Raw genomic sequence first — 17,834 nt, forward strand, 5'->3', positions numbered from 1 at the left:
CGAGGCGTCATGACCGAGAAGCTCGACATCGATCATCTCAGGCAATGGATCGGCCGCAGCGAAGAGGCCACCGACACCGTCACCGCGCAGCTCGTGAAGGGCCTGCGTGCGACGCTGTTCCAGGAGGTCGGCGCGCCCAAGCCGGGCGACGCGGCGCCGTTCACGGTGCATTGGTGCCTGGCGCAGCCGGTGTTTCCGATGTCGATGCTCGGCCCCGACGGCCACCCCACCCGCGGCGGCTTCCTGCCTCCGGTGCCGCTGCCGCGCCGGATGTGGGCCGGCGGCGAGATCGAGTTCCTGCAGCCGCTGCGCGTCGGCGACGAATCGACGCGGAGCTCGCGCATCGCGGACGTACAGGTGAAGACCGGCTCGACCGGCACGCTGTGCTTCGTCTCGGTCGAGCACAGCATCTCCTCGCCGCGCGGCATCGCCATCCGCGAGCGGCAGGACATCGTCTATCGCGAGATGACGACGACGTCCGCGCCGGCAAAGGCGCCGCCTCCGCCGCCGAAGGCGCAGCATCGCCAGACGCATGTCTCCGATCCCGTGCTGCTGTTTCGTTATTCCGCGCTGACCTTCAACGGCCACCGCATCCATTACGACCGCGACTACGTCACCAAGGTCGAGGGATATCCGGGCCTGATCTTCCACGGGCCGTTGCAGGCAACCTTCATCATCGAGATGGCGGCGAAGCTGCGCGGCGGCAAGCCGCCGAAGAAGTTCACCTATCGCGGCCTCCAGCCGCTGTTCGAGGGCTCGGAGTTCTCCATCAACGCCAACGAGACCGCTGATGGCATGGAGCTGTGGACCGCGAACGCGGAGGGGCAGCCGACGATGAAGGGGACCGCGGTGTGGTGATGGTCTCTCCTCGTAATTGCGAGGAGCGAAGCGACGAAGCAATCCAGACTGTCGCCGCGGCGGCATTCTGGATTGCTTCGCTGCGCTCGCAATGACGGGTGAGGTAGCAGCGCCGATGGACAACAGGGAACGGCAACCATGGTGAAGAACGGCAAAGCCACAACCAAATCCGTCACCGTCAAGCAGGCGACGCTCGACCTGCTACGCTCCTTCGGCATCAAGAAGGTATTCGGCAATCCCGGCTCGACCGAGCTGCCGTTCCTGAGCGACTGGCCCGACGACATCGACTACGTGCTCGCGCTTCAGGAAGCCTCCGCCGTCGGCATGGCCGACGGCTATGCGCAGGCGACGCGCAATGCCGGCTTCGTCAATCTGCATTCGGCCGCCGGCGTCGGCAACGCGCTCGGCAACATCTATACCGCGCATCGCAACCAGACGCCGCTGGTGATCACCGCGGGCCAGCAGGCACGCTCGATCCTCCCCTTGCAGGCGTTCCTCTATGCCGAGCGTGCGTCCGAATTCCCGCGGCCTTATGTGAAGTACAGCGTGGAGCCGGCGCGGCCCGAGGACGTTCCGGCCGCCATCGCGCGCGCCTATTACACCGCGATGCAGCCGCCATGCGGGCCGACCTTCGTCTCGATCCCGGTCGACGACTGGGCGCATGCGGCCGCTCCCATCGAAGCACGCAAGGTCAGCCGCGAGATCGGGCCCGAAGCTGACGCGATGAAGGCGCTGGTCACCGCATTCAATTCAGCCAAGCACCCTGCCCTCGTCGTCGGCCCCGGCGTCGATCGCGCCGGCGCGGTCGACCTGATGGTGCGCGTGGCCGAGAAGGCCAGGGCCAGCGTCTGGGTCAGCCCGTTTTCGGCGCGCTGCTCGTTCCCGGAACGTCATCCCCAATTCGCGGGTTTCCTGCATGCCTCGCCGGCGCAATTGTCGGACGCGCTGCGCGAGCACGACCTCGTCGTCGTGATCGGCGCGCCGGTGTTCACCTTCCACGTCGAGGGCCATGCCGCGATCTTCGACGGCGGCGCGACGATCTTCCAGATCACCGATGACCCGGATGCCGCGGCGGTGACGCCGGTCGGCACCAGCATCATCGCGACGATGAAGCCGGCGCTCGCAATGCTGCTCGACCTCTTGCCGGAGAGCAAGCGCGCGGCACCGAAGGGGCGAACGCTGCCGCCGGCCCTGCTAGCCGGCGATCCGTTGCCGGTCGAATTCCTGCTGCATTCGCTGTCGCAGGCGATGCCGGACGGCGCGTCGCTGGTCGAGGAAATCCCCTCGCACCGGCCGGCCATGCAAAAGTTCATGCCGATGCGCGGCCAGGACAGTTTTTACACCATGGCGAGCGGAGGCCTCGGCTACTCGCTGCCGGCCGCGGTCGGCATGGCGCTCGGCAAGCCGACGAGCCGCACGGTGTGCCTGATCGGTGACGGCTCGGCGATGTATTCGATCCAGGCGCTGTGGACCGCCGCGCAGCGCAAGCTGCCGCTCACCATCATCGTCATCAACAATTCCGGCTACGGCGCGATGCGCTCGTTCAGCCAGGTGATGCAGGTGAGGAACGTGCCGGGACTCGAGTTGCCGGGGATCGATTTCGTGCGGCTGGCCGAGGGCATGGGCTGCCATGCGGTGCGGGTGAGCAAGGCGGCCGAACTGGGCGAGGCGCTCAAGCGCGGGATGGCATTCGAAGGGACGAGCCTGGTGGAGGTGGTCGTGGATTCGGCGGTGCCGGTGCTGTACGGGCAGAAGCATTGAGGGCCGACCGTCGTCCTGGCGAAAGCCAGGACGACACCGGAGGTCGTGGCAGGCCCCTTCCTACGTCCCGAAATCTTCCCGCATCTTAGCCTGGATCTTGGCCATGCCGCCGATCCAACGGTCGTAATTCTCGGTCTTCTTGCGCATGTAGCCGAGCACCTGCGGGTGCGGCAGGATCAGGAACGTCTCCTGATCGAGACCGGCGAGCACGTCCTTGGCGACCTGCTCGGGCGAGAGGTCGCCGTCGCCGGATTGCGGGCCTTTGGGGATCGAACGCAGCATGTTGGTGTCCACGCCCTGCGGGCAGAGGATCGAGACACGGATGTTGTGCGCCTTGTGCGAGATCGCGAGATTTTCGGCAAAGCCGACCGCGGCATGCTTGGTGGTGGAGTAAGCCGGGCTGCCGACCTGCGACAGCAGGCCGGCGGCCGAGATCGTGTTAAGGAAATAGCCGCCGCCGCGCGCCTTCATGCGCGGGATCAGATGCCGCGCCGCATAGACATGCGCCATGACGTGGATCGCCCAGCTGCGCTGCCAGGGCTCATCCGAGGCGCCGCCGGCATTGACCGACATCGGGTCGAAGCCGCCGCCGATGCCGGCATTGGAGCAGAACAATTCGATCGGGCCGAACTGACGCTCGGTCTCCTCGATGACGTGGGAAATATCCTTTTCCTGCGCGACATCGCATTTGAAGGCCGCGCCATCCACCGTGGCCGCGACCGCCCGCGCGTTGTCCGCGTCCATGTCGGCGACGACGACCTTGGCCGCACCCGCCTTGTGAAAGGCTTCGCACAGCGCCTTGCCGATGCCGTTGGCGCCGCCCGTGACGACCACGACCTTGCCGGTCACCTGCATGCGACGTCTCCTCTTGTCTTGTACCGTTTTGGCTTATTGCGCTTCGCGGAGCTTGCTCAGCTCAACACGAGGTCGAGCACCGCGGTATAATGGCACGCCGCGCCGGCCAAGACAAAGCCGTGCCAGATCGCATTCTGGAAGCGCAGCCGCCGCCAGGCATGAAAGATCACGCCGAAGCTGTAGAGCAGTCCACCCGCAAGGACGAAGCCCAGCACCAGCGCAGGCAGCGCCTTGACCACGGAATCGTAGAGCATGATGCCGCTCCAGCCCATCGCTAGGTAGATCCCGACCGCAACGCGGTCGAACCGGCCGGGGTAGAGAAGTTTCAGCACGATGCCGAGGAGCGCCACGCACCAGACGCCGGCGAGCAGCACCAGCGCGAACCCACTGTCCTTCACCTCCAGGATGAACGGCGTGTAGGTCGCCGCGATCAGGAGATAGATCGCCGAATGGTCGAAGCGCCGCAGCAGCCATTTGGCCGGCGAGACTGGCCACAGATTATAGGTCGCCGACAACACCAGCATCGAAAGCAGGCCGGCGACGTAGATCGAGACGCCGACGATGTCGGTCGCGTCGGCAAAGAGCACCGTCAGCACCACCAGCACGGTCGCGGCAATGATGCCGCAGAGCACGCCGATCGCGTGGATCACGCCGTCGGCGATCAACTCGGCGCGGTCGTAATGCCAGCCGACCGCGTCGGCGGCTGCGTGGACGGAGGAGGATGCGAGCTGTTTCAATTGGAAGACGGTCATGGCAATCCGCAAGGTGAGTTAATACCCTCTTGTATGGGTGTTTCGGGATCGGCGCGTCGTTCAAACGGCTGATTTGCCGACAAAGACGGTGGAAGTATGAAGCTTGATTTTCCTCAGGCAGTTGCCACTTTTGTGATTAGTCCTTTTTGCCTATCCGCCCTCGCCCGGGATTCCCAACGTTCATATGGCATTTAGTTTCCAGGATATGATCGAGGAGGCGCGCCTGTCGGCTCGGGCGCTGATCGACTACGGCGAGCATTTCTTCAATCCGACGGTACGATTGGGGGTTACCGGCCTGTCCCGGGCCGGCAAGACGGTGTTCATTACCGCGCTGATCCACGGCCTCACCCGTGGCGGCCGGTTTCCGGTGTTCGAGGCCTATTCATCCGGGCGGATCGCGCGGGCGCATCTGGCGCCGCAGCCGGACGACGCGGTGCCGCGCTTTGCCTATGAGAGCCATCTGCGCGCGCTGATCGAGGAGCGGCGCTGGCCGAACTCGACTGTCGACATCAGCGAGCTCAGGCTCGTCATCGACTACCAGCGCCAGAACGGCGCCGACCGCACGCTGACGCTCGACATCGTCGACTATCCCGGCGAGTGGCTGCTCGACCTGCCGCTGCTTCAGAAGAGTTTTGAGCAATGGTCGGCCGAAAGTCTCGCCTTGTCACGCGAGGCGCCGCGCGTCCATCTTGCCGCGGATTGGCACGCGCATCTCGCAACGCTCAAGCCCGAGGCGCGCGAGGACGAGCAGGCGACGCTGACGGCCGCAAAGCTCTTCAGGGGCTATTTGCAAGGCTGCCGCGACGAGCGGTTTGCGATGAGCCTGCTGCCGCCCGGCCGCTTCCTGATGCCGGGCAATCTCGCCGACACACCGGCGCTGACCTTTGCGCCGCTCGACGTACCCGCGGGTGGCCAGGCGCCGGAGGGATCGCTGTGGGCGATGATGGTGCGCCGCTATGAGGCCTACAAGGACGTCGTGGTGCGGCCGTTCTTCCGCGATCATTTTGCTCGGCTCGATCGCCAGATCGTACTGGCCGACGCGCTCGCCGCGTTCAACGCCGGCCCCGAAGCGCTGCACGATCTCGAAGCCGCACTCGCGGGCATTCTCGACTGCTTCAACATCGGCCGCAGCACATTCCTCTCCGGCCTGTTCCGGCCGCGGATCGACCGCGTGCTGTTCGCGGCGACCAAGGCGGATCATCTGCATCATTCCAGCCATGACCGGCTCGAGGCCGTGCTGCGCCGCGCGGTCACCCGCGCCGTTGCGCGCGCGGAAAATACCGGTGCGGCGATCGACGTCGTCGCGCTCGCCGCCGTCCGCGCCACGCGCGAGGCGCAGGTCGCGCATGGCCGTGACAAATTGCCGTCGATCTTGGGAACGCCCGCCGCGGGAGAAAGCGCCGGCGGCGAATTCTTCGACGGCAGCACCGAGGTGGCAACCTTTCCGGGCGACCTGCCCTTGGATCCCGAGCCGTTGTTCAACGGCACCGACGCATTCCGCGGCCTCTCGACCGAGGCCGCCGGGAAGAGCGATTTTCGCTTCCTGCGCTTCCGTCCGCCGAAGCTCGAACGTGAGGGGGCCGACCACCCGGCGCTGCCTCACATCCGCCTCGACCGTGCCTTGCAGTTCCTGATCGGAGACAAATTGTCATGAACGACCGATCGAAGCCACGGCGACCGGCGACGTTCCGGCTCGACGACCCCGGCGTCGTCGTCACCGAGGCCGACGAGACGACCCGGCTCGGCCGTACCACCATCCAGATCACGCCGGAGCCCGATCCGGCGAATTTGCCGGTGCCAATCGCAGCGACGCTTCCGGCGCGGCGCGGCTTTCCCTGGGGCCCAATGTTCTGGTCCGGCGTTGCCGGGCTGACGCTGCTCGGGGTCGGACTCGGCGTCGTCCGTCTGATCGAGGATCTGTTTGCGCGCAGCGACAGCCTCGGCTTCGTCGGAGTGGCCCTTGCCTTCATCACCGCGCTTGCGCTCGCGGTGGTGACCGGACGCGAGGCTTTCGGGCTGGCGCGGCTAGCAACCATCGAAAAGCTGCATCAGCGCGCAGCCGCTGTTCTTGCCAGCGACGATCGCAAGGAGAGCCGCATCATCGTGCAGGATCTGCTCAAGATAGCGCATCAGAACCCGCAGCTCGCGCGCGCCCGTGCCGCCCTGGAGAGCCACGCCGGCGAGATCATCGACGGCGCCGACATGATCCGGCTCGCCGAGCGCGAATTGATGTCGCCGCTGGACATCGAGGCGCGGCGGCTGGTGTCGTCAGCCGCGCAAAAAGTCTCAATCGTCACGGCGGTGAGCCCGCGAGCGGCGATCGACGTGATGTTTGTGTTCATCGTGTCGCTGCGCCTGATCCGCCAGCTCGCTTTCCTCTATGGCGGCCGGCCTGGCGCGCTGGGCATGATCCGCCTGCTCCGCCATGTCATCGCCCATCTCGCCATCACCGGCGGCATGGCGGCGAGCGACAGCCTGGTGCAGCAGATGCTCGGCCACGGCATTGCGGCGAAGCTGTCGCAGCGGCTGGGCGAAGGCATGCTGAATGGATTACTGACGGCGCGGCTCGGCCTCGCCGCAATCGACGTCACACGGCCGTTGCCGTTCGCCGCACTGCCGCCGCCGAAGCTGTCGGACCTCGCGACGGATCTGCTGCGGAAGAAGGACGAGGAAGAGTAGAACGCCATCTTGCGCGGCGGACTCGTTTTCCCCTCTCCCCTTGCGGGAGAGGGTGGCTCGCCGCAGAGCGGCGAGACGGGTGAGGGGTTCTCTCCGCGCGCGCCTCTCGCAGTCGTCTTAGCGGATAGAGACCCCTCATCCGGCGCTTCGCGCCACCTTCTCCCGCAAGGGGAGAAGGAAGAAGGCCGCCTTGCTAGGCGAGCGTACGCCGCTCAAACTCGCCCGCCAGCACGCGCCACCGGAACAGCGGCGAGTCTTTCGGCGGCGACAGCTCTGGGGTCCAGCCGGTGAGCTTTTCCAGCGTGTACGTGTCCATCACGAGACCGCGCCAGCGGCGCTCGACCTGACCGAGCGGCTCGCGCTTGGCGGGGATGTTCTCCCACAGTGATGAGCGATTGTCCGGCTCGCGCCCGACATAGATGCCGACGTGGCCCTTGATCCGGTCCATGCCCGGATCGCGAAAGTCCTGGAAGCGGCCGCGCTCGTTGATCTCGATCACCGGCACCCGGCCCCTGAACAGCCAGCGCATCATGGCATAGGTGCGGTAGTCCGTGGTGGCGATCCAGGTCGCGCCAGTCTCGTCCAATGCGGCCTGTGCGCGCGCGGCGACCTGCTCGTAACCGGACTCGGCACCGATCGGATCGATCTTGCCAAGTAAATTCCAGGGCGCGGCGACGTAGTAGAGGAACACGATGACGACAAAGGCGGTGCCGGAGACCACCGCCGTGTTGACCCAGAACAGCGACGATCTGATCATCCGCGCCGACCATTTTTCACGCGACAGCATGGTGAGGTTGACAGCGGCGGCGGCGAAACCGACCGGCCACATGAACATCGGCCAGGTGTCGCCGACGCGGAGGGTCAGCGATTTCGCCAGGAAATAGAGAAACGGCACCAGGACCGCGGTCGACAGCAAAATCGCGACCGGCTCGCGCGTGCTATAGCCGCGCCACGCCGTCAGCACCACCCCCGTCAGTACCACCGGCAGCATGACGAAGCCGACCAGTCCGAATTGCAGGCCGATGTAGTCGCCGAATGTGCGGAGCGAGATGCCGTAGCTGGTGGTGGCGCGCACACCCTGGAAGCGAATCGCGGCCCAGTCGTGCTGCACGTTCCAGATCAGGACCGGCGAGAACACGGCGATTGCGATCAGGACCGCGAGATAAGGATAGGGGCTGCGCAACCAGCGCCAGCGCCAATCCGGCACCAGCAGAAAGGCGGCAACCGCCGGTGCGAACATGATCACGGTAAATTTCGACAGCATCGCGAGCCCGGCGAACAGGCCGGCCGCGAGCCACCAGCGGCCGTCGCCGCCCTGCGCGAGCCGCACCAGGCACCACATCATTGCCACCGCAAACGGGATCATGGCGACATCGGGCGCGACCTTGGCCATCAGCAGTCCGTAATAGAGCGCGGCCTCCGGCATCAGCACCGCGAGCACGACGGCGCGCACATCATGAGTGAGGCGGCGGACGATGTCCGCGAGCAGGAGCTGCGTCACCAGCATCGCGACGATGCCGCCGAAGCGCACACCGAGTGTGGTGTCGCCGAAGATCGCAGTACCGAACCGGATCAGCCAGGCGATGCCGGGGGGATGATCCAGGAAGCTGAGCGCCGTCTCCTGCGACCAGGTCCAGTAATAGGCCTCGTCCGTGCGCAGCTCGATGACCGAGGCGTAGACGATGCGCAGCAGCGTCATCGCGGCGATGATCGCCGCGGCCATGACGAGCGGCCGGCGCGCCGCGCCGGCGGGGAGCATCGTGATGTCGGGAGCTGTCCTCACGGCGGCGCTTTTCGCCAACCTGGGAGGGGGAGTCAATGTTGGGTACCGTCGTCCCGGATCCGCGTGCGCCCCCGGGGGTGCTTGTCCAGGACGACACGGAGATTGCGGCCGCTTGCCGCGCATGTGATCGGGCGCGCTATCCACCCCCGGAATTAAACGCGACGCTGGCTGTTCTCCTTCATGAACTGATACAACAGAATCATGGCCGCAACCGCATCCACACGATTTTCCGATCTTTCCCGCGCCATCAGCGTACGCCAGGTGCGGCTGGTTTGCGGTGTCATCCTGTTCGCCTATGTGGTCAGCCATTTCCTCAACCATGCGCTCGGCAACATCTCGGTCGATGCCATGGAGATCGGGGTCTACTACCACATGCTGTTCTGGCAGTTCCTGCCGGTTGCGATCGTGTTCTACACGGCGGCGCTCACGCATATGGGGCTCGGCATCTACGCGTTGTATCAGCGCCGGCAGTTCCGTTGGCGGACGGTCGAGCCGCTGCAGCTCGTGCTGGGCTTGAGCATCCCCGCGCTGGTCATGGCGCATGTGATCGGGGTGCGGCTCGGTCAGACGCTTTACGGACACCAAAAACTCTATCCGCAGGAACTCTATCTGTTCTTCGTCGCGTCGAACCGTATCTGGACCATGACGATCCTGCTTCTCATCGCCTGGGTGCACGGCTGCATCGGCATCTATTTCTGGCTTCGCCTCAAACCGTTCTTCACGCGCGCGGCGCCCTATCTGCTCGCGGCTGCCGTGCTGATCCCGACGCTGTCGCTGCTGGGTGTCTACCAGGGTGGCCGCAGCGTCGAGGTCGAGGCCGACGACGGGGAATGGCGGACGCACAATCTCACGCGCCGCCAGCTGGGCACCACGGCAGAGGCCGCGATGCTCGACCGCATCACCGGCGGCCTCACCGCCGGCTATCTCGGACTGCTCGCTTTGGCGCTGCTGGCGCGTGGCGCGCGCGCCCTGTGCGAGCGGCGCGGCGGCATGATCGCGCTGTCCTACGGCAACGGCAAGACGGTGCGCGTCCCCAAGGGCCTCTCCGTGCTGGAAGCGAGCCTGCGCCACAATGTGCCGCATGCCAGCGTCTGCGGCGGCCGCGCCCGCTGCTCGACCTGCCGCATCCGCATCATCGGCGATCATGGCGCCCTGCCCGAGCCGTCGCAGCGCGAGGCGTTCGTGCTCACCCGTGTCGGCACCAGTGACCCCTCGATCAGGCTGGCCTGCCAGCTGCGGCCGACGTCGGATCTCTCCTTCTTCCAGCTCTTCACCGCGCATACGCTTTCGGCGAACACACAGGCCTCGACGCCTGCCAGAATCGGCCAGGAGCGCTATCTCGTCAGCCTGTTCGTGGATATGCGCGGCTCGACGCAGCTGGCCGAGAAGCGGCTGCCGTTCGACACCGTGTTCATCGTCAACCGCTTCCTCGGCGCCGTCTCGCAGGCTGTGATCGAGAATGGCGGCCAGCCGAACCAATTTGTCGGCGACGGCATGCTGGCGCTGTTCGGACTGAGCGCCGATCCGCAAACCGCCTGCCGGCAGGCGCTGAAGGCCGCCGCCGGCATCGCCAGGCATATCGATGAGCTCAACGAGCTCCTGTCCCACGATCTACGCCAGCCGATCCGCTTCGGCATCGGCATCCATGGCGGCGAGGTCATCATCGGTGACATCGGGTATCGCGATCACATCGTCTTCACGGCGCTGGGCGATGCTGTCAACGTCGCGGCCCGCCTCCAGGACATGACCAAGACGCTGGCCTGCGAAGCGATCGTCTCGGAGGAAGTCCGCCGGACCGCCGGCCTTGCCGACGATGCGCTGCCGCAGCAGGAGGTCGCGATCCGCGGCCGCGACGAACCGATGGCCGTGCGTGTGGTTGCGGACGCGAGGGAGCTGTCGGCGCTCGTCGATCCCGGCGAACGCGTCGCGGCGTAACACCGGCTTGCTGCAACGCAGCGGCATGGGCCTGCTGCGAAAGCACGAATTGACTTCATCTGAGTCGTTGCGACAGATGAGTGAGAGATCGCGGTGATGACCGTGATCCAACGAAAAGCTCCGGGAGGAGACCACATGTTCGATCGACGCGACCTGCTCAAAGGAGCGGGCCTTGCCGCTGTTGCGACTGCACTGAACTCGACCAAAGCGCTGGCACTCGACACCGTCGCCCTGCCCTTTGCCAATGGCGAACGGCCTTTGGTGAAATATCCGCAGAAGCGGCCGATGATCGGCCTGACCAGCCGCCCGCCGCAGCTCGAGACGCCGTTCGCGGTGTTCAACGACGGCCCGATCACGCCGAATAACGCGTTCTTCGTGCGCTATCACCTTTCCGACCTGCCCTACAGTCTCGACCCCGACAAGTTCACGCTCGAGGTCAAGGGCAAGGTCGACAAGCCGCTCAAGCTGTCGCTGAAGGATATAAGGAAGATGAAGGCGACCGAGATCGTCGCCGTCAACCAGTGCTCCGGCAACAGCCGCGGCTTCCTGGATCCGCGCGTGGCCGGCGGTCAGCTCGCCAACGGCGCGATGGGCAATGCGCGCTGGCGCGGCGTGCCGCTGAAGGCCGTGCTGGCGATGGCGGGCGTGCAGAGCGGCGCCAAGCAGGTCACCTTCAACGGCATGGACGGTCCGGTCAGCGACAAAACGCCCGATTTCGTCAAGGCGCTCGATATCGATCACGCCAACGACGGTGAGGTGATGCTGGCCTATGGCATGAACGGCGAAGACCTGCCGTTCCTCAACGGCTTTCCGCTGCGCCTGATCGTGCCCGGCTATTTCGGCACCTATTGGGTCAAGCACCTCAACGAGATCACCGTCGTCGACAATGTCTATGACGGGTTCTGGATGAAGTCGGCCTATCGCATTCCGGACACGCCGAACAATGCGGTCGAGCCGGGCACCGCGCCGAAGGCGACGATCCCGATCAACCGCTTCACCATCCGTTCCTTCATCACCAGCGTCCCGGACGGAGCCAAGCTGAAAGCAGGCGGCACGACGCTGCGCGGCATCGCCTTCGACGGCGGCAAGGGTATCAAGGAGGTCGCGGTCTCCACCGACGGCGGGAAGACCTGGACCAACGCCAGGCTCGGCAAGGATCTCGGCAAATACTCATTCCGTGAATGGACGCTGCCGGTGAAGCTCGCGGCGGGCTCCCACGAGCTCAAGGTGCGCGCCACCGGCAATGGCGGCGAAACCCAGCCGGATACGCCGCGCTGGAATCCGGCGGGTTACTTGCGCAACGTCGTCGAAACCGTCCGCGTTACCGTGGCTTGAGGGGAATGATCATGCAGCGCACCGTTTTCCTCGCCATCACGCTCGCCCTCGCCGCCGTGGTGGGTTCGGCACTTGCAGCACCGGTCAATTACAAGACCCCCGATGAGGTCGCGGCGTTCAAGCTCGGGCCCAATCTCGAAGTCGTGCAGGGCAATTGCAGCGCCTGCCACTCCGCCGACTACATCAACACGCAGCCGCCGATGAAGGACAAGAAAGGTTTCTGGCAGGCCGAGGTGACCAAGATGATCAAGGTCTATGGCGCCCCCATCGACGATGCCGATGTCAGCAAGATCGTCGATTATCTGGCCGCGACTTATTGACGGATGGCGCGCGGCGCGCCGACCAAGTGACCGCGAAAAGGGCAAATCCGGCAAAAACGCCGCGAAGTTGAGCGGAATTCGCCGAAATGCCGATGTGGTTTGAGCTACCAAGCCAGCCACATTCCGCGTATCGTATTAGGACCGAACCGGCCGGTTGGCGGGGACTGGCGGTTCGAGATCTCGGAGGAAGACCCGCGGAGAAGTCGTGATGGCTAAAGGTACGGTCAAGTGGTTCAACCCGACGAAGGGTTATGGATTTATCCAGCCTGCGTCGGGCGGCAAGGATGTGTTCGTGCATATCTCGGCAGTGCAGAAAGCCGGTCTGTCGTCCCTGAACGAAGGACAGACGGTTGAATATGAAGAGATCGCAAACCGAGGCAAAAGCTCCGCAGAGAACCTCAAAGTATAAGCCCGCCGGCTTTTGCTAACTCCCGGATCGATCCGGGAGCCGGGCCAAGAAATTTTAGAAACGGTCAGTGCACTCGACGACAGGCGTTGCGATTGCACAGGGAGAACTATTTGCCCGCGAAGACCGCCCATTGGACGCCACAGCAATGACAATCGCGACGGCACTTCGTTAGTCCACCGGCAATGGTGCGTCGCGCTTGATCTCCTCCATCACCGCATAGGTTCGCGTTTCGCGCACGCCGGGCATCGACAGCAAGGTCTCGCCGAGGAAGCGCCGATACGCAGCCATGTCTGCCAGCCGCGCCTTCACAAGATAGTCGAAGCCGCCGGCGACCATGTGACACTCCAGCACCTCGGGCGCCAGCTTCACCGCGCGGGCAAAACGCTCGAAATTGTCGGGCGTGGTCTTGTCGAGCAGCACTTCGACAAACACCAGGAGGCCGAGGCCGAGCCGGTGCGGGTTTAGCCGCGCGCCATAGCCCTCGATAAAGCCCTCTCGCTGCAAACGCTTCAGCCGTTCGCCGATCGAGGTCGGCGACAGCCCAATGCGCTCCGCGAGCTCGACATTGGCGATTCGCCCGTCCTGCTGCAAAATCGAGAGGATCTTCCGGTCGGTTCGATCTAATTCCATATTCCGTAAGGTCAAATGACTGGGCGACTTCATTTTCTAAGCCGAATGAGCTAAATTGTCTATCGAGCTAAGGTAGCGTGGGCATTATCCTGAATTGAAGCCACAGGACACGCCATGCCGAACATTCCGCCTCCCTTCTCCGCCGCCTACGCGCCCGATGACGCCGATATCGCCGCGCGCCTTTTGCCATCTGTGCATCTCGGCCCGCCGCAGGAGGCGCGGATCGATCGCACCGCGACGCGGCTGATCGAAGCCATCCGCAAGCGCGACGACCGGCTTGGTGGAGTCGAGGATATGCTGCGGGAATTTGCGCTCTCGACCAAGGAAGGGCTGGCCTTGATGGTGCTGGCCGAGGCCCTGTTGCGCGTGCCGGACGCGCGCACCGCCGACCAGTTCATCGAGGACAAGCTCGGCGAGGGCGACTTCATCCACCACGAGACCAAGTCCACCGCCTTCCTGGTCAACGCCTCGGCCTGGGCATTGGGCCTCTCGGCGCGGGTGATCCAGCCCGGCGAGACGCCCGATGGCACCATCGGCCGGCTGGTGAAGCGGCTGGGCGCACCCGCCGTGCGCACCGCCACGCGCCAGGCGATGCGGCTGATGGGAAATCATTTCGTGCTGGGGGAGACCATCGCGCAGGCCTTGGAGCGGGCCCGGCCGCGCTCCGGCGAGAGGCAGCGCTATTCCTTCGACATGCTCGGCGAAGGCGCCCGCACCGCCACCGACGCAAGGCGATATTTCGACGCCTATGCCAGCGCGATTCTGACTATCGGCAAGGCGGCGGGCAGCCATCCCCTGCCCGATCGGCCCGGCATCTCCGTCAAGCTGTCGGCGCTGCATCCGCGCTTCGAGGCAATCAGCCGCGACGGTGTGATGGCCGAGCTGGTGCCGCAACTGCTGGACCTGGCGCAGCGCGCCAAGGTCCATGATCTCAACTTCACCGTCGACGCCGAGGAAGCCGACCGGCTGGAATTGTCCCTCGACGTGATTGCGGCAACGCTCGCCGATCCCTCGCTTGCCGGTTGGGACGGATTTGGCCTCGCGATCCAGGCCTATCAGAAGCGCGCCGGCGACGTGATCGACTATGTCGATGCGCTCGCCCGGGCGCACGACCGCAAGCTGATGGTGCGGCTGGTCAAGGGCGCCTATTGGGACACCGAGATCAAGCGCGCGCAGGAGCGCGGGCTCGACGGCTATCCCGTGTTCACCCGCAAGGCGATGACGGATCTGAACTACGTCGCCTGCGCTCAAAAGCTGTTGAGTCTGCGGCCACGCATCTTCCCGCAATTCGCCACCCATAACGCGCTGAGCGTCGCGACCGTGCTGGAGCTTGCCGGTGCGAACGGCGGCTTCGAATTCCAGCGCCTGCACGGCATGGGCGAGGCGCTCTACGAGCAGCTCGCCAAGGATCACCCGGACATCGCCTACCGCACCTACGCCCCGGTCGGCAGCCATCGCGACCTGCTCGCCTATCTGGTGCGGCGACTGTTGGAGAACGGCGCCAACTCCTCCTTCGTGGCGCAAGCGTCCGATTATCGCGTGCCGGTTACGGCGCTGTTGCAGCGCCCGGCGGATGCCATCGTCCGGCCGCAGCACGCGGCCCATCCCAAGATTCCGTTGCCGGGCGACCTGTTCGCGCCCGAGCGGCGCAATTCGCGCGGCGTCGAATTCGGCGCGCGCGCCGCGCTCGACCGGTTGCTGACGGAGGTCAAAGCCGAGACGATCGACCTCAAGCCGATCGCGGACGCAACGCCGGATCAGGCCAATGCGGCAGTGGCTGCGGCGCGCGCCGGCTTTGCCGCCTGGAGCCGGACACCCGCAGCCACGCGCGCGGCGGCGCTGGAGCAGGCCGCGCATCTTCTGGAGAACCGCGCGCCCCATTTCATAGCGCTGCTGCAACGCGAGGGCGGCAAGACGCTCGACGATGCGCTGTCGGAGCTGCGCGAGGCCACCGACTTCTGCCGCTATTATGCCGCGCAGGGTCGCAAGCTGTTCGGCAACGATGTGGCGATGCCGGGCCCGACCGGCGAGAGCAATGCGCTGGCCATGCGCGGCCGCGGCGTCTTCGTGGCAATCTCGCCATGGAATTTTCCGCTGGCGATCTTCCTCGGCCAGGTCACGGCGGCGCTGATGGCCGGCAACAGCGTGGTGGCCAAGCCCGCAGAGCAGACCCCGCGCATCGCGGTCGAGGCGGTGCGGCTGCTGCACGAGGCCGGCATCCCCGCAAGCGCATTGCACCTCGTCACTGGCGACGGCCGCATCGGCGCCGCACTGGCCGCGCACCCCGATATCGGTGGAATCGTCTTCACCGGATCGACCGAGGTCGCGCGCAGCATCAACCGGGCGCTGGCAGCCAAGGACGGGCCGATCGTGCCGCTGATCGCGGAGACCGGCGGCATCAACACCATGATCGCGGATGCGACCGCGTTGCCAGAGCAGGTCGCGGACGACGTCGTCACCTCGGCGTTTCGTTCCGCCGGCCAGCGCTGCTCGGCGCTGCGGCTGCTGTTCGTGCAGGAGGACGTAGCCGACCGCATGATCGAGATGATCGCGGGCGCGGCGCGCGAGTTGAAGATCGGCGATCCAAGCGACGTCGCGACCCATATCGGGCCGGTGATCGATGTCGAGGCCAAGCAGCGCCTCGATGCGCACATCGCACGCATGAAGAGAGAGGCGCGGCTGCACTTTGCCGGCACCGCGCCGGAGGGCTGCTTCGTGGCGCCGCACATCTTCGAGCTTGGGGATGCCGGCCAGCTCACCGAGGAGGTGTTCGGCCCGATCCTCCACGTCGTGCGCTATCGTGCGGAAAATCTCGAACGCGTCCTGCAAGCGATCGAGCGCACCGGCTACGGGCTGACGCTCGGCATCCACTCCCGCATTGACGATACGATCGAGGCGATCGTCGACCGCGTCCAGATCGGCAACATCTACGTCAACCGCAACATGATCGGTGCCGTGGTTGGCGTGCAGCCGTTCGGCGGCAACGGCCTGTCCGGAACCGGCCCGAAAGCCGGCGGCCCGCACTACCTCGCGCGCTTTGCGACCGAGCAGACCGTGACGATCAACACCGCAGCAGCCGGCGGCAATGCTGCCCTGCTCGCAGGGGATGAGTGAGGCGCGGCGAGGAGCGTTGCATCCCGCCGAAACATCGGTCTAATGCTGCCGTGACGTGGCCCTCGCCAATTCCAGCGCGCGGGATACAACACGAGTGAGGGAGCAACGCCGCAATGGAAAAGGGCATTTTTGCAGGGCTCAAGGTGCTGGATTGCGCGAGTTTCATCGCAGCACCAGCGGCCGCGACCGTGCTGTCGGATTTCGGCGCCGAAGTCGTCAAGATCGAGCCGCCCGGCGCCGGCGATCCCTACCGCAATCTGCCCAACATTCCGGGCTATCCGACCAGCGAGCACAATTTCGCCTGGCTGCTGGAGGCCCGCAACAAGAAGAGCATCGCGCTCGACCTCGCAAAGCCCGAGGCGCAGGCCGTGCTCTACAAGCTGGTCGAAGAGGCCGACGTCTTCATCACCAACATGCCGCCGCCGGTGCGCACCAAGCTCGGCATCACCTATGACCATCTCGCCCATCTCAATGATCGCCTGATCTACGCCTCGTTCACCGGTTATGGCGAGAAAGGCGAAGAGGCCAACAAGCCCGGCTTCGACAGCAACGCCTATTGGGCGCGCTCCGGCCTGATGGACCTCGTCCGCGCCGACACCGACACGACGCCAGCCCGCTCGGTCGCCGGCATGGGCGACCATCCCTGCGCCATGGCATTCTACGGCGCGATCGTCACCGCGCTGTACCAGCGCGAGAAGACCGGCAAGGGCTCGCACGTCGCCTCCAATCTGATGGCGAACGGCGTGTGGGCTGCGAGCGTGCTGGCGCAGGCAAAGCTCTGCGGCGCCAAGTTCGCCGAGCGGCGGCCGCGCGAACGCGCGTTGAACGCGGTCGCCAACCACTACCAGTGCAAGGACGGCCGCTGGCTGATCCTGTCACTGCTGAGCGAAGAGAAACAGTTTCCGACGCTGGCCAGGTGTCTCGGCCGCGAAGATCTCATCACCGACCCGCGCTTTGCCACCAAGCCCGACCGCCACGCCCGCTCCGTCGAGCTGATCAAGATCTTTGACGAGACCTTTGCGACCAAGGATCTCGCCGAATGGCGCAAGATCCTCGACGGCAACGGTCTCGTGTTCGGCATCGTCGGCATCCTGGACGACATCCCGAACGACAAGCAGATGCTTGACAACGAAGTTCTAGTGCCATTCGAAAACGACACCATGCTCACCATCTCCAGCCCGATCTGGATCGACGGCGCCAAGAAAGTGCAGCCGCGCAAGCCGCCCGACGTCGGCGAGCACAGTGACGAAATTTTGCGCGGCGCGGGATACGATGACGCCGCGATCAAGCAGCTGCGGTCGCAGGGGGCTGTGGGGTAAGGAGCTGACAGCGGTCATACATCCACGCTGTCGTCCCGGCGAAGGCCGGGACCCATATCCCAGAGAGGAAGAGGTCGAACGAAG

14 protein-coding genes are annotated in these 17,834 nt (G+C 65.4%); 10 read left to right on the top strand and 4 right to left on the bottom strand.

Translation table 11 applies throughout. The features are described 5' to 3' along the window. Positions 1-9: 9 nt before the first annotated feature. On the top strand, positions 10-858 hold the full coding sequence (locus tag IVB36_RS24380) for a MaoC family dehydratase N-terminal domain-containing protein (protein WP_018453683.1): 849 nt from the start codon (positions 10-12) through the stop codon (positions 856-858). Positions 859-996: 138 nt separating this feature from the next. Continuing rightward, positions 997-2,619 carry a benzoylformate decarboxylase gene (mdlC, locus tag IVB36_RS24385; protein ID WP_247296115.1) on the top strand — a complete coding sequence of 541 codons (1,623 nt, stop codon included), beginning with the start codon at positions 997-999 and terminating at the stop codon, positions 2,617-2,619. 60 nt (positions 2,620-2,679) lie between these two features. Here the strand turns inward: mdlC and IVB36_RS24390 are convergent, their stop codons facing one another. Further along, on the bottom strand, positions 2,680-3,474 hold the full coding sequence (locus IVB36_RS24390) for an SDR family oxidoreductase (RefSeq protein WP_018453681.1): 795 nt from the start codon (positions 3,472-3,474) through the stop codon (positions 2,680-2,682). Positions 3,475-3,530: 56 nt separating this feature from the next. Further along, the gene (locus IVB36_RS24395; protein ID WP_018453680.1) at positions 3,531-4,226 is read right to left on the bottom strand and encodes a hemolysin III family protein; all 696 of its coding nucleotides are present in this window, start codon (positions 4,224-4,226) and stop codon (positions 3,531-3,533) included. A 184-nt stretch (positions 4,227-4,410) separates the two neighbouring features. Here IVB36_RS24395 and IVB36_RS24400 point away from each other — a divergent pair, with 184 nt between their 5' ends. Both IVB36_RS24400 and IVB36_RS24405 read left to right on the top strand, forming a co-directional pair. Beyond that, positions 4,411-5,880 carry a YcjX family protein gene (locus IVB36_RS24400; protein WP_026232571.1) on the top strand — a complete coding sequence of 490 codons (1,470 nt, stop codon included), beginning with the start codon at positions 4,411-4,413 and terminating at the stop codon, positions 5,878-5,880. After that, positions 5,877-6,905 carry a TIGR01620 family protein gene (locus IVB36_RS24405; protein WP_018453678.1) on the top strand — a complete coding sequence of 343 codons (1,029 nt, stop codon included), beginning with the start codon at positions 5,877-5,879 and terminating at the stop codon, positions 6,903-6,905. Before IVB36_RS24400 ends, IVB36_RS24405 begins: the two co-directional genes overlap by 4 nt. A gap of 193 nt (positions 6,906-7,098) precedes the next feature. On the opposite strand, the gene IVB36_RS24410 is transcribed toward IVB36_RS24405, so the two are convergent. Beyond that, positions 7,099-8,664, bottom strand: a complete 1,566-nt coding sequence (locus IVB36_RS24410) for a glycosyltransferase family 39 protein (protein ID WP_018453677.1) — start codon at positions 8,662-8,664, stop codon at positions 7,099-7,101. Positions 8,665-8,889: 225 nt separating this feature from the next. On the opposite strand from IVB36_RS24410, the gene IVB36_RS24415 reads away from it, so the two are divergent. The 4 genes from IVB36_RS24415 (at position 8,890) to IVB36_RS24430 (ending at position 12,687) form a co-directional block, all read left to right on the top strand. Beyond that, a complete protein-coding gene (locus IVB36_RS24415) occupies positions 8,890-10,623 on the top strand; it encodes an adenylate/guanylate cyclase domain-containing protein (RefSeq protein WP_018453676.1) in 1,734 nt (577 codons plus the stop codon). 135 nt (positions 10,624-10,758) lie between these two features. Then, positions 10,759-11,958: a molybdopterin-dependent oxidoreductase gene (locus IVB36_RS24420; protein WP_018453675.1), complete on the top strand. Its 1,200-nt coding sequence runs from the start codon at positions 10,759-10,761 to the stop codon at positions 11,956-11,958. Between the two features lie 11 nt (positions 11,959-11,969). Beyond that, entirely contained in the window at positions 11,970-12,278 is a 309-nt protein-coding gene (locus IVB36_RS24425; protein ID WP_026232570.1) for a sulfite:cytochrome C oxidoreductase subunit B, read from the top strand. A gap of 208 nt (positions 12,279-12,486) precedes the next feature. Further along, positions 12,487-12,687, top strand: a complete 201-nt coding sequence (locus tag IVB36_RS24430) for a cold shock domain-containing protein (protein WP_007596519.1) — start codon at positions 12,487-12,489, stop codon at positions 12,685-12,687. A gap of 168 nt (positions 12,688-12,855) precedes the next feature. On the opposite strand, the gene IVB36_RS24435 is transcribed toward IVB36_RS24430, so the two are convergent. Then, complete coding sequence (locus IVB36_RS24435; protein ID WP_018453673.1) at positions 12,856-13,317, bottom strand: Lrp/AsnC ligand binding domain-containing protein; 462 nt, start codon at positions 13,315-13,317, stop codon at positions 12,856-12,858. Between the two features lie 114 nt (positions 13,318-13,431). Here IVB36_RS24435 and putA point away from each other — a divergent pair, with 114 nt between their 5' ends. After that, complete coding sequence (putA, locus tag IVB36_RS24440; RefSeq protein WP_018453672.1) at positions 13,432-16,431, top strand: bifunctional proline dehydrogenase/L-glutamate gamma-semialdehyde dehydrogenase PutA; 3,000 nt, start codon at positions 13,432-13,434, stop codon at positions 16,429-16,431. Positions 16,432-16,544: 113 nt separating this feature from the next. Next, positions 16,545-17,750 (top strand): CoA transferase, encoded by a 1,206-nt coding sequence (locus tag IVB36_RS24445; protein ID WP_018453671.1) that lies wholly within the window; start codon positions 16,545-16,547, stop codon positions 17,748-17,750. Positions 17,751-17,834: the final 84 nt, after the last annotated feature.

Source organism: Bradyrhizobium sp. 35, assembly GCF_023073215.1.
Lineage (GTDB): Bacteria > Pseudomonadota > Alphaproteobacteria > Rhizobiales > Xanthobacteraceae > Bradyrhizobium > Bradyrhizobium canariense_D.

What these genes read in the sequence shown, in the direction of transcription:
- IVB36_RS24380 (WP_018453683.1), top strand. Translation starts at nt 10, where the DNA reads ATGACCGAGAAGCTCGACATCGATCATCTCAGGCAATGGATCGGCCGC.
- mdlC (WP_247296115.1), top strand. Translation starts at nt 997, where the DNA reads ATGGTGAAGAACGGCAAAGCCACAACCAAATCCGTCACCGTCAAGCAG.
- IVB36_RS24390 (WP_018453681.1), bottom strand. Translation starts at nt 3,474, where the DNA reads ATGCAGGTGACCGGCAAGGTCGTGGTCGTCACGGGCGGCGCCAACGGC.
- IVB36_RS24395 (WP_018453680.1), bottom strand. Translation starts at nt 4,226, where the DNA reads ATGACCGTCTTCCAATTGAAACAGCTCGCATCCTCCTCCGTCCACGCA.
- IVB36_RS24400 (WP_026232571.1), top strand. Translation starts at nt 4,411, where the DNA reads ATGGCATTTAGTTTCCAGGATATGATCGAGGAGGCGCGCCTGTCGGCT.
- IVB36_RS24405 (WP_018453678.1), top strand. Translation starts at nt 5,877, where the DNA reads ATGAACGACCGATCGAAGCCACGGCGACCGGCGACGTTCCGGCTCGAC.
- IVB36_RS24410 (WP_018453677.1), bottom strand. Translation starts at nt 8,664, where the DNA reads ATGCTCCCCGCCGGCGCGGCGCGCCGGCCGCTCGTCATGGCCGCGGCG.
- IVB36_RS24415 (WP_018453676.1), top strand. Translation starts at nt 8,890, where the DNA reads ATGGCCGCAACCGCATCCACACGATTTTCCGATCTTTCCCGCGCCATC.
- IVB36_RS24420 (WP_018453675.1), top strand. Translation starts at nt 10,759, where the DNA reads ATGTTCGATCGACGCGACCTGCTCAAAGGAGCGGGCCTTGCCGCTGTT.
- IVB36_RS24425 (WP_026232570.1), top strand. Translation starts at nt 11,970, where the DNA reads ATGCAGCGCACCGTTTTCCTCGCCATCACGCTCGCCCTCGCCGCCGTG.
- IVB36_RS24430 (WP_007596519.1), top strand. Translation starts at nt 12,487, where the DNA reads ATGGCTAAAGGTACGGTCAAGTGGTTCAACCCGACGAAGGGTTATGGA.
- IVB36_RS24435 (WP_018453673.1), bottom strand. Translation starts at nt 13,317, where the DNA reads ATGGAATTAGATCGAACCGACCGGAAGATCCTCTCGATTTTGCAGCAG.
- putA (WP_018453672.1), top strand. Translation starts at nt 13,432, where the DNA reads ATGCCGAACATTCCGCCTCCCTTCTCCGCCGCCTACGCGCCCGATGAC.
- IVB36_RS24445 (WP_018453671.1), top strand. Translation starts at nt 16,545, where the DNA reads ATGGAAAAGGGCATTTTTGCAGGGCTCAAGGTGCTGGATTGCGCGAGT.